Genomic DNA, 14,885 nt, shown 5'->3' with positions numbered 1-14,885 from the left:
CATGGCCGCGGCACTCGAGCTCTTCAGCACACGCGACGCGGAAGACGTCTCGATCGACGACGTGGCCTCGGCCGCCGGCGCTTCGCGAGCACTGGTCTACCACTACTTCGGTGGCAAGCAGGAGCTGTACGTGGCGGCGCTGAAGAGCGCGGCCGAGCAACTGGAGTCACGGCTGCGCCCGCAGGGCGGCGGCAGGCCGCTGGACGAACTCGCCTCGGGGCTGCGGCGCTACTTCGACTTCGTCGAGGAGCACGCGGCCGGCTTCGCGGCGCTGCTGCGCGGCGGCCCCGCCAACCGGGCGGGAGAGATCGGGGAGATCGTCGACGGAGTGCGGCAACGCCTCTTCCGGCTCATCCAGCGGCAGATGCGGGTCGAGCGGCCGAGTCCGGTGCTGCGTACGACGCTGAGATCGTGGATCGCGTCGGTGGAGACCGCGGGCCTGGACTGGCTGGAGCACCGCGACATCGAACGCGCGACGCTGGAGAAGATGCTCGTCGATCACATGGTGGCGCTACTCAGAGTAGCCGCCGGCTATGACGCGGAGGTCGACGGATTGCTGGATCTACTGACCAGGGAACAGCTCGCCTAGGGAAGGATGGCGCCGGGCGGGCGGCGCCAGCTTCCCACTACGACATGACGTCGTCACCTGGGTGGACCGGGCTGTCCAGCACGGCCCACCATTCAACCCCCCTGAGGTTCGTGACGACCCCGGCACTACTCCGAACGCTGCTGCGGAATGCCCGCCAGCAGTGCCCGGACCTCGGTCTCCCGGTAACGCCGGTGACCGCCGAGGGTACGAATCGACGTCAACTTGCCTGCCTTCGCCCACCGGGTAACGGTCTTGGGGTCGACCCTGAACATGGTCGCGACCTCAGCGGGCGTGAGCAGCGGCTCGGCCTCGGGTGTACGAGCTGACATTTGTGCGGCCTCTCCTCCGTGTGGACCGGCTCAGCGATCCTGTGACTCCCTTTGCGCGTGTCACGGATGTCCCCCTATAGCCCAGAGCGTGCGGCTTTTCTGAGCCATATGCGGCATCACCCGAAGTGACCATACCGCCACGCAGAGCGATTTGCGAGCCCTTCTTTGACCCAACTGCCCGCTCACATGGCGATGTCACGCTCGGTGATTCTAGCGACACGTTTCGTGGTATCGCAGTGAAAACGGCAAACTACTCAGTTCGCAGAAGAGAGCAGCCGCGAGTCATGACCTACTTATGCAGGTCAGACGGTTGTATTGGGGCTCAGTTGGCAGATTCCAGAAGTTGCATTGACTTCCAGCGCAGGATCACCCTCTGATACATGGCGTAGGCAAGCTCTTCTTGACCCGTGTCCAGCCCCGTGAGGGCCGCGGAGAGCTCCGCGACGGACTGATCCGCTTGCAGAGCGTCATCATCCATAAGGCGTACCAACCCGCCGTAATCGAGCTCGACCAGCGAGTGCGGATGGAACTCCTCAAGCCACCTGGCCACGTCCTCCACGTCGAGGTTGGCCGACACCTCGCCCAGGTGCCTGCGCAGCACCTGCAACGCCCGCGCGGAACGCCTCCTGGCCTGGGCCATGGAGGTGACGTAGATGAGGTTGCGTCCCGTCGTGGTGGTCACGTCCTGTCCCGGGGTCGAGGAGCCGAGCACCAGCCAGCGCTCGTTCCCGTCAAAGGGCACGAACCACGCGGGTGGCACGTGCCAGGCCGTGGTGCGGATGTGGGTCCGGAGCGCGGAGGAGCCACCCGTGCGCTTGTACCTGTCGAAGTCGTCGACGGTCTGCTCGGCGATCGCCTTCGGGACAAACCGGTCCATGAGCTTCACAGGAGTGCTCCCACGCAGCCTTGAGAACGCCAGCCACGAGCGCAACCGCGTCTGCCACGGACAGACATAGAGCCGGTCCTCAACGCGCCGCAGATAGGCGTTGGGGCTCTCCTGCGCGGGTGCCGGGTGGGGCGGCATGCCGAGCAGGCGCCTGACGGCCTCGTCGTGCTCGGCGTTGAGCGCGGTGGCCCGGCGGGGGCGGTCGCGCGATTCGGCGTACTCGGCCCAGACCTTGCGCTCGGACTCGGCGAACGCGGTCAGCGGCTCGTAGACCCGGAGGTAAGCGGCATAGGGCAGCACGGAGGCATCGTGTCATGAAGACAACCTGCTCGCACCGTCGCGGCTATTACGCTGAGAAGCGATATCCGTCGCGACGGAGCGACGGAGTGTAACGGACAGGGAGTCACTACCGTGACCGATGTCTTCGGTTCGTCCCACAAGGACGTCCATGAGCAGGTCGTATTCTGCGCGGACGAGCAGAGCGGCCTGCGCGCCATCATCGCCATCCACAACACCGCACTCGGGCCGGCCCTGGGAGGCACCAGGTTCTACCCCTACCCGGACGAGCAGGCGGCCCTGGCCGATGTGCTCAACCTGGCCAAGGGCATGGCCTACAAGAACGCGCTGGCCGGTCTCGACCTCGGCGGCGGCAAGGCCGTCATCATCGGTGACCCGGGCCGGGACAAGAGCGAGGCGCTGCTGCGTGCCTACGGCCGCTTCATCGAGTCGCTCGGCGGGCGCTACATCACCGCCTGTGACGTTGGCACGTGCAGCGAGGACATGGACGTCATCGCAAGGGAGTCGCGCTCCGTGGTCGGCCGCACGCTCGCCCACGGCGGCGCCGGCGACTCCTCGATCCTCACGGCGTTCGGCGTCTTCCAGGGCATGCGGGCCTCGGCCGAGCGCGTGTACGGCACGCCGTCGCTGCTCGGCAGGCGGGTCGGCGTCGAGGGCGTCGGCAAGGTCGGCCACCGGCTGGTGGGCCTGTTGCGCGAGGACGGGGCCGAAGTGGTCGTCTGCGACGTCGACCCCAAGGCGGTCGAGCGCGTACGGCAGCGCCACCCCGAGGTGGACGTCGTGGCCGACGCGGCGGCGCTCACCACGGCCGACATCGACGTGTTCGCCCCGTGCGCGCTGGGCGGGGCGCTCGACGACCAGGTCTCGGCCACGCTCCGGGCCAGGATCGTCTGTGGCGCGGCCAACAACCAGCTCGCCCATCCCGGGGTCGAGAAGCAGCTAGCGGAGCGCGGCATCCTCTACGCGCCCGACTACGTGGTCAACTCGGGCGGCGTGATCCAGGTCGCGGACGAGCTCGAGGGCTTCAACATGGAGCGTGCCAGGGCCAAGGCGACCCAGATCTATGACACGACTCTGAAGATCTTCGCGATCGCGACCGAGGAGGGCGTACCTCCGGCGGTCGCAGCAGATAGGCTGGCCGAGCGCAGAATGTCGGAAGTCGGGCGTATTAGGGGCATTTGGCTGGGCCACTGATGCCCCACGCCCATACGACGTACCGAGCTGGGCACAAAACAGGTACGGTAATAGGCGAACGATAGGCTGACGCCCAAAGTCAGGCGGCGTCAGTGTGTGGTGCGTTAGCGACGAGGGGTCGGGGACGACCCCACACGAGGGGGTCGAGCCAATGGGGCGCGGCCGAGCAAAGGCCAAGCAGGTCAAGGTTGCTCGCCAGCTGAAGTACAACAGCGGTGGCACGGATCTTGATCGTCTTCGCGATGAACTCGGGGTCGGAGACTCCAGCGACAATGACGACGCCGACGACCTCAGCGATGAGCTGGCGGATCGCTATGCCGATTACGCCGATGACTACAGCAACAACGACGACGATCGTTCGTCTGGGCGTTCGTAGTCGTTCTTCTGGTTGAGCGAAGTCCACCCCACGGCACCCACCCGTGGGGTGAATTTTCTTTTTTGTGGGGTTACGGCACGGCCAACCTGGCCGCCACCCGCCGTCCGTGGCTGGGGGCCTCCAGGAATACGGCCGCTGAGCCCGCACAGGGCCCGGCGCCGTTACAAGACGGTGAGACCATCTGGGTGGTGAATTGTCGGCCGGTGCCTGAGCCGGTGCGACGTGGCAGGCGTTGCCGGCGGCAACCCCTGCCACCCGTGTCAGCGGTAGCTGGCCTTGCCGGTGCCTTCGGTGATTTCGCCCAGGACCCAGGCTTCCAGGCCGCGGTCGGTCAGGAGGCGTAGGGCTTCGTCCGCAGACTCTTGCGCCACGATGGCGGCCATGCCGATGCCCAGGTTGAAGGTCTTGTCCATGTCCTTCTGCTCGATGTTGCCGTGGCCGGACAGGACCGAGAAGATCGGTGGTGGGGTCCACGACGAGCGGTCGAGGGTGGCGTCCAGGTGGTCGGGGAGTGAGCGGGACAGATTGCTCTCGATGCCGCCGCCCGTGATGTGGGCGTAGGCGTGCACGTCCACCGCGCGGGCCAGCTCCAGGCAGTCGAGCGAGTAGATCCGGGTGGGCTCCAGCAGCTCGGCGCCCAGTGGCCTGGCCAGCTCGGGGAGGTCGGCGTCGAGCGACAGTGACGACTCGCGCAGCACGTGGCGGACCAGCGAATAACCGTTGGAGTGCACTCCCGACGACGCCAGGCCGAGCACCGCGTCGCCGGCCCGCACGCGGGAGGCGCCGAGCATCGCCGACGCCTCCACGACGCCGGTGCCCGCGCCGGCCAGGTCGTATTCGTCGGGCCCCATGGCTCCCGGGTGTTCGGCGGTCTCGCCGCCGAGCAGGGCCGCCCCGGCCAGCCGGCAGCCCTCGGCGACGCCGCCCACGATCTCGGCGATCCGCTCGGGCACCACCTTGCCGCAGGCGATGTAGTCGGTCATGAACAGCGGCTCGGCCCCGCACACCACCAGGTCGTCGAGGACCATGGCGACGAGGTCGATGCCGATCGTGTCGTGCTTGCCGTATCGCTGGGCGAGCATGACCTTGGTGCCCACGCCGTCGGTCGAGGTGGCCAGCAGCGGGCGCTGGTAGCGCAGCAGGGCCGAGGCGTCGAACAGGCCGGCGAAGCCGCTGGCGTCGTCGACCACCTCGGGCCGGCGCGAGCGGGCCACCTTCGCCTTCATCAGCGAGACGGCGCGCTCGCCCGCCTCGATGTCGACTCCGGCGGCCTCGTACGTCGTCACGCCTTGCTCTCCAACACGAACTTGCCCACGTTGTCCTGGTCGATGGGGATGGGATAGGAACCGTCGAAGCAGGCCCGGCACAGGCGTTCGGCGGGGATGGTGGTGGCCTTGGTCAGGCCCTCCAGCGAGATGTAGCCCAGCGAGTCGGCGCCGAGCGAGGCGCGGATCTCCTCGACGGTGAGCGAGCCCGCGATGAGCTCGGCCCTGGTGGCGAAGTCGATGCCGTAGAAGCACGGCCAGGCCACGGGCGGCGAGGAGATGCGTACGTGCACCTCTTTGGCGCCGGCCTCGCGCAGCATCCTGACGATCGCGCGCTGGGTGTTGCCCCGGACGATGGAGTCGTCCACGACGACGAGGCGCTTGCCCTCGACGACCTCGCGCAGCGGGTTGAGCTTGAGCCTGATGCCGAGCTGACGGATGGTCTGCGAGGGCTGGATGAAGGTGCGGCCGACGTAGGAGTTCTTCACCAGGCCCTGGCCGTAGGGGATGCCGCTCTCCTGCGCGTAGCCGACGGCGGCGGGCGTGCCGGACTCGGGCGTCGGGATGACCAGGTCGGCCTCGACAGGGTGCTCGCGGGCCAGCTCGCGGCCGACCTCGACCCTGGTGACCTGGATGCCGCGCCCGGCGATGGTGGTGTCGGGGCGGGCCAGGTAGACGTACTCGAACAGGCAGCCCTTCGGCTCGGCCAGCGCGAACCGGCGCGACCTGACGCCGCGCTCGTCGATGGTGAGCATTTCGCCCGGCTCGATTTCGCGGGTGAAGGTGGCGCCCACGATGTCGAGTGCGGCCGTCTCGGAGGCCACCACCCAGCCCCGCTCAAGACGGCCCAGGACCAGCGGGCGGATGCCCTGTGGGTCGCGGGCCGCGTAGAGGGTCTTCTCGTTCATGAACACCAGCGAGTAGGCGCCCTTGACCTGGGGCAGCAGATCGGCCGCCGCGTCCTCGATGGACCGGTCGTCCTGGGCGAGCAGCGTGGTGAGCACGTCGGTGTCGGTGGTCGCCCTGGTCGTCCCGGGCTCCAGCCGCAGGGCCAGCTCCGGGGTGTTGATCAGGTTGCCGTTGTGGGCGAGCGCGAGGCCGCCGACGTCGGTGGAGCTCAGCGTGGGCTGCGCGTTCTCCCACACACTGGAGCCGGTCGTGGAGTAGCGGCAGTGGCCGATGGCCAGATGCCCTCTGAGGGTGCCGAGCACCGACTCGTCGAAGACCTGGGAGACCAGACCCATGTCCTTGTAGACGAGGATGCGGCTGCCCTCGCTGACCGCGATGCCCGCGGACTCCTGTCCGCGGTGTTGCAACGCGTACAGTCCGTAGTAGGTGAGTTTGGAGACTTCCTCGCCTGGCGCCCAGACTCCGAAGACGCCACAGGCGTCCTGCGGAGCACGGTCTTGGGGGTCCAGGTCATGGCCGAGCCGGCCGTCGCCTTTCAGCACGTGCTTCAGTCTAGGTCGGCCGCTCCCCTGCTCGCGCACCCGGGGGCCAGATCAGCGGGCATGCGCCGACCGGCCGGCGTTGGATCCGCCGCGCTCCGCGAGGCGGTTTCGCTGGGAGTGAAAGGGCCGTTAGGTCATGGCACGCAGCAGGCGGGCGAACACGTCGCGCTCCTCCGCGTCGAACGCGCCCAGCAGTTCTTCGTCCATCCGGGCCCAGATCTGTTCCACGGGCTCGCGGACGGCCTTGCCGGCGTCGGTCAGCCAGACGCGGCTCACCCGCGGCCGGTCGGGGTCGGGTGCGCGGTGCAGGAAGCCGGCCCGTTCCAGACGCTGGACGGTCTTGGTGACGGTCGGCGGCTCGACGCCCAGCTTGCCGATGAGCTCGCTCTGGGTGCGGCCGTCCTGCTGCCATAACTGGTTGAGCAGCAGTTCCTGGCCGCTGTGCAGGCCCAGGGGGACCAGGGCCGCCGCCATCCGGTGGCGTTTCGCCTTCATGACCATGATCAGCGCGTAGGTCAGGGTCTCTTCCAGCATGCCCTCATCCTGCCGCCGCCTGCCGGTTTGGCGCATGGTGACCCAAGGATGAGGGGGGTTTTACCGTGTCGTGCGGTTTCGGTGGTGGCATGCGCGAAAGGGTGAAGTATCCGGCATGCTGACCCGTCGGGAGACGCAGACGTGACCACACCTGGAGATCCGAACCACCCCCGGCCGAACGATGGCGACGAGCCCGGCCGGCCGCCGCAGGAGGGCGAGCCCACCGGCAGGGCGCCCGGCGACTCCGGCACGGGCGCCAACGGGGAGGGCGGGGAGCCCGAGGAGCCGATCACGCCCGCGCCGCCGGTGGTTCCCCGGGAGGAGCCGCCGCGTCCGGGTGGGGAGCCGCTGAGGCCGTTCCACCCCGACCTGCCCACCTCACCCGAGACGCCGGGTCCGGCCGCGGCCCAGGAGCGCGACGCGGAGGAGACCCAGGCGTTCCCGATGCCCGGGGCGCGGCCGCCCTATCCGGGCTGGGAGCGCGACGGCGGGGAGCCCGGCGAGCCGAGGGCCACGACACCGTCGCGCTACGAGCCGGCGACCACGCCGCCGGAAGAGTCGCCGCCGTCATCGCAGGACGAGCGGCCGTCGTTCGCGCCTCCGGGCGTGCCGCCGCCGTCCGAGGGGACGCGCCCGCCGACGCCGCCTGGTGAGGGCGCCGGCCCGGCGTACGGGGAAGGCCGCCCGCAGCCCTCTGAGGAAGGTCCCGAGTGGCCGTTCGAGGAAGCCCTCCCGCGGCCGTCCGGTGAGGGCGCCGGGCCGCTGTACGGGGAAGCCCCTCCGCCTGGGTCGCCGTACGAGGGCGGGCCCAGGGCATACGGCGAGCAGCGGGACATTCCACCGAGGACCGAGCCCATTCCCGCCGTTCCTGGCACTTCGCCCTCCAGCCCGTACGGTGGCCCGCCCGGCGGTGGCGGTCCCCCCTACGGCCCGCCCCCGGGGTACGGCCCCTACCAGACCGGCCAGCCCATCAAGCCGGGCAGTGGTCTGGCCACGGCCTCGCTGGTGCTGGGCGTCGCCAGCCCGTTCCTCGTCTTCGTCTGTTTCACCGGCCTGCTCACCGCGATCCTGTCGATCGTCTTCGGCAGCGTCGCGCTCAGCAGGGGCGTGGGCAAGGGCCGCGCCATCACGGGCATCGCGATCAGTGTCGTCGCTCTGATCATCTTCGCCATCGTGGCCATCTGGTTCTGGAACGTGGTCCAGGAGTGCGGCCACCTTCCCGGCCAGCTCGCCGACAAGTGCTTCGAGGACAAGTTCCCCTGGATGCGGCGTACCCCTTAAAGGGGGAGATGGGCGGACAGGTCGGCACGGGCGCCGCTCGCCGAGACGGCGCCCTTCGCCATGGCCTCGGCCCACGTGAGGCGGCCCAGCGCGAGCTCGATCCAGGTGCGGCCGTCCGTCTCCACGACGTTCGGGGGAGTGCCGCGCGTGTGGCGTGGCCCCGCGATGGCCTGTACGGCCGCGTACGGCGGCACGCGCACCTCCACCGTCCTTCCGGGTGCGGCGGTCGCCAGCCGGTCGAGCAGGTAGCGCACGGCCTGCCGGGCCGCGTCCCGCTCGGGCCGCAGGTCCCGCTCGTACGCGGCGAGCACGGCTGAGACCAGCGCACCGGCCAGTGCCGACGGCGGCCCGTCGAAGGGCGGTTCGTCCAGCGCCACGAGCTGGGCGTCCAGTGCGGCTCGCAATTTGTCCGGGTCCGGCTTCCTCGATGGCACCCCACCATTGTGTCCCCAGGAAGCGTTCATCGCGCTGGCGGTCGTCGTTCATCTGCGGTTTCGATGACGGTCGTAGCGTCCCCGCCGGAAGACCGTACATTTTTGGAGGACCTGTGGCGAACCGGCTGCTACCGCTGCTGCCCACACATACATCTGGCCGATCGGCGATGACCTGCCGGTTCCGCTGCGGCAACGCTTGCGCGCACGACGTGGCCAACACCAGTGACAACCCCTACTTCGGTGACGTGGTCGCGCAGGCGATCTCCCGCAGGGGCATGCTCCGCGCCGGCACCCTGGGCGCCCTGGCCGCCGGGGTCGCCGGGGTCGGCCTCGCCGGAGCCGTGCCCGCCCTGGCCGAGCCCACGGAGCCGGAGGCCGAACTCTTGGGGCACTCCTCGGGGGACATCCGCTTCACCCCCGTGCCGCCGAACAAGGAGGACGCGCTGCGCGTCCCCGACGGTTACACCTCGGCCGTCGTCGCGCGCTGGGGCGACCCCGTGACGGCCGACGCGCCCGCGTTCGACTTCGACCACCAGAGCGCCGAGGCGCAGTCGAAGCAGTTCGGGTACAACTGCGACTTCGTCACGCTCTTCCCGATGGGCGCCAACCGCGGGCTGCTGTGGGTGAACCACGAGTACACCAACGAGAACCTGATGTTCCGCGGCTACACCACCGGCGCCGCCGCCACCGAGGAGCAGATCAAGATCGCGCTGGCCGCGCACGGCGGCTCGGTCGTCGAGATCGAGCGCGTACGCGGAACCGGCCAGTGGAAGCTGGTCACCACCGGCCGCAGGCGCTACAACCGGCGCGTCACCGCCCAGACGCCGATGCGCTTCAGCGGTCCCGCCGCGGGCAGCGACCCGCTCAAGACCGCCGCCGACCCGGAGGGCCGCACCCCCGTCGGCATGCTGAACAACTGCTCCGGTGGATCGACGCTGTGGGGCACGGTGCTGACCGCCGAGGAGAACATCGACCAGTACTTCGTCAACGGCGACAAGGTCCCGGCGGCGCAACTGCCGTACATCTCCCGCTACACGATCACCACCGGCACCCCGGCGAGCAGCCGCCGGTTCGACCGCGTCGAGGAGCGCTTCGACCTGGCCAAGCACCCGAACGAGGCCAACAGGTTCGGCTGGGTCGTGGAGATCGACCCGTTCGACCCCGACTCGACGCCGGTCAAGCGGACCGCGCTGGGCCGTCTGAAGCACGAGGCCGCCAACACCACGCTGGCCCGCGACGGCCGCGTGGTCGTGTACATGGGGGACGACTCCCGCTTCGAGTACATCTACAAGTTCGTCTCGAAGAACCGCTACATCCCCGGCAACGACCGGCACAACCGGAACCTGCTCGACGAGGGCACGCTCTACGTCGCCAAGTTCACCGGTGACAGCCCCGCCGCCGAGATCGACGGGTCGGGCAAGCTGCCCTCCGACGGCGCCTTCGACGGCTCCGGCCAGTGGATCCCGCTGGTCTCGGGCGACAGGTCGTACGTGGACGGCATGACCGCCATCGAGGTGCTCGTCTACACCCGCGTCGCCGCCGACAAGGTGGGGGCGACCAAGATGGACCGCCCCGAGGACATGGAGCGCAACCCGGTCACCGGCGGCGTGTACGTGGCACTGACCAACAACACCAACCGCACCGCGGCCCAGGTCGACGAGGCCAACCCGCGCCCGTCCAACAAGCACGGCCACGTGCTGGAGATCGTCGAGCGGCGCGACGACGCGGGGGAGAAGACGTTCGCCTGGTCGCTCCCGCTGATCTGCGGCGACCCGAACGACCCCGCGACCTACTTCGCCGGCTACGACAAGACGAAGGTCTCGCCGATCTCCTGCCCGGACAACGTGGCCTTCGACCGTGACGGCAACCTCTGGATCGCCACCGACGGCAACCAGCTCGGCAGCAACGACGGTATGTTCGTCATGCCGGTGCGCGGCAAGGAGCGTGGGCACCTGCGCCAGTTCCTCACGGTCCCGCTCGGCGCGGAGACCTGCGGGCCGATGGTCACCCCGGACCAGCGCAGCGTGTTCGTCGCGGTGCAGCACCCGGGCGAGCTCGACGGTGCCACCCCGGACAAGCCGGCCAGCCACTGGCCCGACGGTGACCAGCCGCGCCCGTCGGTCGCCGTCGTCTGGCACGCCAAGGGACAGAAGGTCGGCGCTTGACCTGAAGTTAACTTGAGCTCCTAAGCTGCCATGCATGAGCATGGAAATGACCGCATGGCACCAGCTGTACTCGCTGAACAATCAGACGGAGCGTCGCCCGCTGTCCAGGGCGACGCTCCGTCGCGTCGCCGCGTTCGCCCGCCCGCATCGGCGAAGAGTGGTGCTCTTCCTGGTGTTAAGCGTGGTGATGGCGGCCTTGGCGGTGGTCTCGCCCGTTCTCGCGGGGCAGGTCGTCGACGCGATCGTCAAGGGTGAGACGTTCGGCCTCGTGGCCGGGCTGGCCGGATTGATCGCGGTGCTCGCCCTGGCGGAGGCCGGGCTCGGGCTGCTGACCAGATGGCTGTCGGCGGGGCTCGGCGAAGGGCTGATCCTCGACCTGCGCACCGCCGTCTTCGACCACGTGCAGCGGATGCCGATCGCCTTCTTCACCAGGACCCGCACGGGCGCCCTGGTCAGCCGGTTGAACAACGACGTGATCGGCGCCCAGCGCGCCTTCACCGACACCCTGTCCAGCGTGGCGGGCAACGTCGTGACGCTCGTGCTGACCCTCATCGTGATGATCGGGATCTCCTGGCAGATCACGCTGCTCGCGCTGGTGCTGCTGCCGGTGTTCGTCCTGCCCGCCCGGCGGATGGGTACCAGGATCGCCCGGCTGAGGCGTGAGGCGGCCGACCACAACGCGGCCATGGGCACGCAGATGACCGAGCGCTTCTCCGCGCCAGGCGCGACGCTGGTGAAGCTGTTCGGCCGGCCCGCCCGTGAGTCGGCGGAGTTCGCGAGCCGGGCCAGGCGGGTGCGTGACATCGGCGTGCGTACGGCCATGACCCAGTCGGTCTTCGTCACCGCGCTCACCTTGGTCTCCGCGCTGGCCCTGGCCCTCGTGTACGGCCTGGGCGGCTTCTACGCCCTGCGCGACCAGCTCGACGCCGGCTCGGTCGTGGCGCTGGCGCTGCTGCTCACCCGCCTTTACGCACCGCTGACCGCGCTGGCCAGCGCCCGGATGGACGTGATGAGCGCGCTGGTCAGCTTCGAGCGGGTCTTCGAGGTGCTCGATCTCGAACCGCTCATCAAGGAACGGCCGGATGCGGTCCGTGTCCCCGACGGGCCGGTCTCGGTGGAGTTCGACGACGTGCGCTTCGCCTACCCCTCGGCCGACAAGGTCTCGCTCGCCTCGCTGGAGGAGGTCGCCGTGCTCGACACGCGCGGCGGGGCCGAGGTGCTGCACGGCGTCTCCTTCACTGCCGAACCGGGCCAGATGGTCGCCCTCGTGGGCTCCTCGGGCGCGGGCAAGTCGACGATCGCCCAGCTCCTGCCGAGGCTGTACGACGCCGACTCCGGGTCGATACGGATCGGCGGCGTGGACGTGAAGGACCTGACCGCCGACTCGATCCGCGACACGCTCGGCATGGTGACCCAGGACGGGCACCTGTTCCACGAGACGATCAGGGCCAACCTGCTGCTGGCTCGGCCCGAGGCCGACGAGGACGAGCTGTGGGAGGTGCTCGGCCGGGCCAGGCTGGCCACGCTGATCGAGTCCCTGCCCGACGGCCTCGACACCGTGGTCGGCGAGCGCGGCTACCGGCTGTCGGGCGGCGAGCGCCAGCGGCTGACGATCGCCCGGCTGCTGCTGGCCAGGCCCAGGGTGGTGATCCTGGACGAGGCCACCGCGGCGCTCGACTCCACCTCGGAGGCGGCCGTGCAGGAGGCGCTGGGCGAGGCCCTGCAGGGCAGGACCGCCGTGGTGATCGCGCACCGCCTCTCCACGATCCGCGCGGCCGACGTCATCCTGGTGATCGAGGACGGGCGGGTGGCCGAGCGGGGCACGCACGCCGAACTGCTCGCCGCCGGGGGCCGTTATGAGGAGCTGTACCGGACCCAGTTCGCCGACCCGCTGATCGAGGAGGTCATCGGTGAGCCTGTCGCCGCAGGCTAACCGGTTGTCACGCGCTCCTGCCGGGCGGCCCGGGGCTGGTCCGTCCGGCCGCTCGTACGGCGGGTGCGCAGGGCGTACAGGCTGACCGGGACCGCCGCCAGGACGAGCACGGCCGCCAGCACCAGCGTGAACTGGTAGGCGTCGAGGAAGGCGATCAGCGGCGGCCGGTCGCTGGCGCTCTGCCTGGAGTTCAGGATGGCGCCCAGGACGGTGATGCCGAGCAGCCCGAACACCTCGCGTGACACGTTCAGGACCCCGGAGGCCACGCCCGACCTGCCCGCGGGCATTCCGGTGAGGATCGCCGAGGTCAGGGGCACCAGCAGGCCGCCGCCCAGGCCGTACAGGAGGAACCAGGGCAGGACGTCGCCGTACTCGCCGTCGGCGCCGATCCCGGAGAGCATGAGGATGCCGCCGCCCATCAGGGCCATGCCGAGCGCGACGGTCGGGCCGATGCCCAGCCGCGCGCTGATCCGCTGCGAAAGGATCGCCATGACCGCCATGAGCAGGGCCATCGGCACGAACGCGGCGCCGGCCTCGGTGGGGGAGAAGGCCAGCACGTTCTGCAGCCAGAGGGCGCTGAAGAAGTAGATGCCGAACACACCGAACGACCAGATGCCCATGGTGACCAGGCCGCCGCTGAACGCCCTGGCCCGGAACAGCGACAGGTCGATCATCGGCTCCGCGGCCCGCGCCTCGACGAGCAGGAACGCCAGCGCCGCCGCGAGCGAGAGGCCGAAGGCGGCCAGGATCTCCGGTGAGGTCCATCCGGCGCCGTCACCCTCGATCAGCGCGTACGTCAGAGCGAACAACGCGAGCGCCGAGGTGGCCAGGCCCGCCAGGTCGAGGCTGCGCCGTACCCGGGTGAAGGCGGGACGGACGGCCCAGAGCGCGAGACCCAGCGTGAAGCTCCCGATCGGCACGTTGATCAGGTAGATCCAGCCCCAGTGCAGGTGCTCGCTGATGAAGCCGCCGGTCACCGGGCCGAGCGCCATCGACAGCGCGCCGGAGGCGCTCCAGATGCCCACGGCCCGGCCACGCTCGCCCGGGTCGGGGAAGATCTGCGTCAGCAACGCGAGCGCCGTCGGCGTGAGCAGCGCCGCGCCGAACCCCTGCACCGCGCGGGCGGCGATCAGCGTGGTGCCGTCACCGGCCAGCCCGGCGGCGAGGGACGACAGCGTGAAGATCACCAGGCCGGTCGTGAAGACCCGCCTGGCGCCGAACACGTCTGCCAACCGGCCGCCGACCAGCATGAGCCCGGCGAACACCAGGATGTAGCCGCTCACGATCCACTCCAGGCCGGAGATCGTCAGCCCGAGCTCTCGCTGGATCGTCGGCAGCGCGACGTTGGCGAGGTTGTTGTCGAGGTAGGTCATGAATGTCCCGAGCGTCACCGCGGTGAGCGCCCACCAGCGCCGGTCCATGTTCGTCTCCTATACGCCGTACTTGTACGTCGTATAGTGAACTTGTACGGCGTATAGTTGTCAACCGTGATGGGAAAACTGACCGCGAGGGCCATCGTCGAGCGGGCCCTGGAGATCGGCGACGCCGAAGGACTCGACGCCGTGACGATCAGGCGCCTGGCGGCCGACCTGGGCGTGACGCCGATGGCCCTCTACTGGCACTTCAAGAACAAGGACCAGCTGCTCATCGGCATGGCGGACCACCTGATCCTGGACTTCGTGGTCAAGGACGGCGAGGACCGCCCGTGGCGCGACCGGCTGAGAGAGCTGGTGGAGGGCCTGGTCCGGGTCCTGCGCACCCACCCTTGCGCGAAGAACGTGCTGGAGCAGGTGGACCAGGGCGCGGTGCCCAGCTTCCTCGCGGTCTGGGACCAGGCACTCGGCCTGGCTCGGACGGCGGGGTTCACCGTGGAGGAGTGCTGCCTGATCTCCAAGTATCTGCTGCAGAGCGCCATCTCCATCGCCGACGCCCCGGTCCACTTCCGGTCCGGCCACACCTCCGAGGAGATCGCCGAGATCGTCCGGGTGAAGCGCGTGGGCCTGCAGTCACTGCCGGCGGAAAAGTACCCGAACCTGGTGGAGATGGCGGGCCCCATGGTCGAGGGGATGACCGCCGACTTCTACGACTCGTTCGGCGTGGACCTGGTGATCGGCGGCGTGGAGGCGCTGGCGGCCAAGCGTTAAGGTGCTG

At 69.5% G+C, this 14,885-nt stretch carries 14 protein-coding genes; 7 read left to right on the top strand and 7 right to left on the bottom strand.

Features of this window, described 5'->3' with window-relative positions; all coding sequences use genetic code 11:
- The first annotated feature begins 1 nt into the window (after window position 1).
- Entirely contained in the window at window positions 2-589 is a 588-nt protein-coding gene (locus tag AB0B91_RS16225) for a TetR/AcrR family transcriptional regulator (RefSeq protein ID WP_219532557.1), read from the top strand.
- 125 nt (window positions 590-714) lie between these two features.
- Here the strand turns inward: AB0B91_RS16225 and bldC are convergent, their stop codons facing one another.
- Both bldC and AB0B91_RS16215 read right to left on the bottom strand, forming a co-directional pair.
- Window positions 715-918, bottom strand: a complete 204-nt coding sequence (bldC, locus tag AB0B91_RS16220; protein ID WP_013133571.1) for a developmental transcriptional regulator BldC — start codon at window positions 916-918, stop codon at window positions 715-717.
- 322 nt (window positions 919-1,240) lie between these two features.
- Window positions 1,241-2,104 carry a hypothetical protein gene (locus AB0B91_RS16215; protein WP_358319357.1) on the bottom strand — a complete coding sequence of 288 codons (864 nt, stop codon included), beginning with the start codon at window positions 2,102-2,104 and terminating at the stop codon, window positions 1,241-1,243.
- 111 nt (window positions 2,105-2,215) lie between these two features.
- Here AB0B91_RS16215 and AB0B91_RS16210 point away from each other — a divergent pair, with 111 nt between their 5' ends.
- The gene (locus AB0B91_RS16210) at window positions 2,216-3,295 is read left to right on the top strand and encodes a Glu/Leu/Phe/Val dehydrogenase dimerization domain-containing protein (protein WP_358319354.1); all 1,080 of its coding nucleotides are present in this window, start codon (window positions 2,216-2,218) and stop codon (window positions 3,293-3,295) included.
- A gap of 151 nt (window positions 3,296-3,446) precedes the next feature.
- Window positions 3,447-3,671: a DUF3073 domain-containing protein gene (locus AB0B91_RS16205; protein WP_214643532.1), complete on the top strand. Its 225-nt coding sequence runs from the start codon at window positions 3,447-3,449 to the stop codon at window positions 3,669-3,671.
- Between the two features lie 260 nt (window positions 3,672-3,931).
- Here the strand turns inward: AB0B91_RS16205 and purM are convergent, their stop codons facing one another.
- From purM to AB0B91_RS16190, 3 genes are all read right to left on the bottom strand, one after another.
- Complete coding sequence (purM, locus tag AB0B91_RS16200) at window positions 3,932-4,957, bottom strand: phosphoribosylformylglycinamidine cyclo-ligase (protein WP_358319352.1); 1,026 nt, start codon at window positions 4,955-4,957, stop codon at window positions 3,932-3,934.
- Window positions 4,954-6,387 (bottom strand): amidophosphoribosyltransferase, encoded by a 1,434-nt coding sequence (gene purF, locus AB0B91_RS16195; RefSeq protein WP_358319350.1) that lies wholly within the window; start codon window positions 6,385-6,387, stop codon window positions 4,954-4,956. Before purF ends, purM begins: the two co-directional genes overlap by 4 nt.
- Before the next feature lie 129 nt (window positions 6,388-6,516).
- Window positions 6,517-6,921 carry a MarR family transcriptional regulator gene (locus tag AB0B91_RS16190; protein WP_358319347.1) on the bottom strand — a complete coding sequence of 135 codons (405 nt, stop codon included), beginning with the start codon at window positions 6,919-6,921 and terminating at the stop codon, window positions 6,517-6,519.
- Between the two features lie 141 nt (window positions 6,922-7,062).
- Between AB0B91_RS16190 and AB0B91_RS16185 the strand changes: the two genes are divergently transcribed.
- A complete protein-coding gene (locus AB0B91_RS16185) occupies window positions 7,063-8,202 on the top strand; it encodes a hypothetical protein (protein WP_358319345.1) in 1,140 nt (379 codons plus the stop codon).
- On the opposite strand, the gene AB0B91_RS16180 is transcribed toward AB0B91_RS16185, so the two are convergent.
- Entirely contained in the window at window positions 8,199-8,666 is a 468-nt protein-coding gene (locus AB0B91_RS16180; protein WP_358319342.1) for a sterol carrier family protein, read from the bottom strand. The genes AB0B91_RS16185 and AB0B91_RS16180 overlap by 4 nt on opposite strands.
- Before the next feature lie 137 nt (window positions 8,667-8,803).
- Here AB0B91_RS16180 and AB0B91_RS16175 point away from each other — a divergent pair, with 137 nt between their 5' ends.
- Both AB0B91_RS16175 and AB0B91_RS16170 read left to right on the top strand, forming a co-directional pair.
- Window positions 8,804-10,801 carry a PhoX family phosphatase gene (locus AB0B91_RS16175; RefSeq protein WP_358320801.1) on the top strand — a complete coding sequence of 666 codons (1,998 nt, stop codon included), beginning with the start codon at window positions 8,804-8,806 and terminating at the stop codon, window positions 10,799-10,801.
- A 34-nt stretch (window positions 10,802-10,835) separates the two neighbouring features.
- The gene (locus AB0B91_RS16170; protein WP_358319339.1) at window positions 10,836-12,734 is read left to right on the top strand and encodes an ABC transporter ATP-binding protein; all 1,899 of its coding nucleotides are present in this window, start codon (window positions 10,836-10,838) and stop codon (window positions 12,732-12,734) included.
- Here the strand turns inward: AB0B91_RS16170 and AB0B91_RS16165 are convergent.
- Window positions 12,731-14,155, bottom strand: a complete 1,425-nt coding sequence (locus tag AB0B91_RS16165) for an MFS transporter (protein WP_358319336.1) — start codon at window positions 14,153-14,155, stop codon at window positions 12,731-12,733. The two genes, AB0B91_RS16170 and AB0B91_RS16165, sit on opposite strands and share 4 nt — an antisense overlap.
- Before the next feature lie 69 nt (window positions 14,156-14,224).
- On the opposite strand from AB0B91_RS16165, the gene AB0B91_RS16160 reads away from it, so the two are divergent.
- Window positions 14,225-14,878: a TetR family transcriptional regulator gene (locus tag AB0B91_RS16160; protein ID WP_358320798.1), complete on the top strand. Its 654-nt coding sequence runs from the start codon at window positions 14,225-14,227 to the stop codon at window positions 14,876-14,878.
- Window positions 14,879-14,885: the final 7 nt, after the last annotated feature.

Origin of the sequence: Nonomuraea sp. NPDC049141 (assembly GCF_040648415.1) — a bacterium.
Taxonomy (GTDB): domain Bacteria; phylum Actinomycetota; class Actinomycetes; order Streptosporangiales; family Streptosporangiaceae; genus Nonomuraea.
Note: the sequence above shows the minus strand (reverse complement) of the source record. Positions and strands in the feature narration are given on the sequence as shown.

Excerpts from the sequence above, each read along its gene's own strand:
- AB0B91_RS16225 (WP_219532557.1), top strand. The coding sequence starts at position 2 with ATGGCCGCGGCACTCGAGCTCTTCAGCACACGCGACGCGGAAGACGTC.
- bldC (WP_013133571.1), bottom strand. The coding sequence starts at position 918 with ATGTCAGCTCGTACACCCGAGGCCGAGCCGCTGCTCACGCCCGCTGAG.
- AB0B91_RS16205 (WP_214643532.1), top strand. The coding sequence starts at position 3,447 with ATGGGGCGCGGCCGAGCAAAGGCCAAGCAGGTCAAGGTTGCTCGCCAG.
- AB0B91_RS16190 (WP_358319347.1), bottom strand. The coding sequence starts at position 6,921 with ATGCTGGAAGAGACCCTGACCTACGCGCTGATCATGGTCATGAAGGCG.
- AB0B91_RS16180 (WP_358319342.1), bottom strand. The coding sequence starts at position 8,666 with ATGAACGCTTCCTGGGGACACAATGGTGGGGTGCCATCGAGGAAGCCG.
- AB0B91_RS16175 (WP_358320801.1), top strand. The coding sequence starts at position 8,804 with ATGACCTGCCGGTTCCGCTGCGGCAACGCTTGCGCGCACGACGTGGCC.
- AB0B91_RS16170 (WP_358319339.1), top strand. The coding sequence starts at position 10,836 with ATGAGCATGGAAATGACCGCATGGCACCAGCTGTACTCGCTGAACAAT.
- AB0B91_RS16165 (WP_358319336.1), bottom strand. The coding sequence starts at position 14,155 with ATGGACCGGCGCTGGTGGGCGCTCACCGCGGTGACGCTCGGGACATTC.
- AB0B91_RS16160 (WP_358320798.1), top strand. The coding sequence starts at position 14,225 with ATGGGAAAACTGACCGCGAGGGCCATCGTCGAGCGGGCCCTGGAGATC.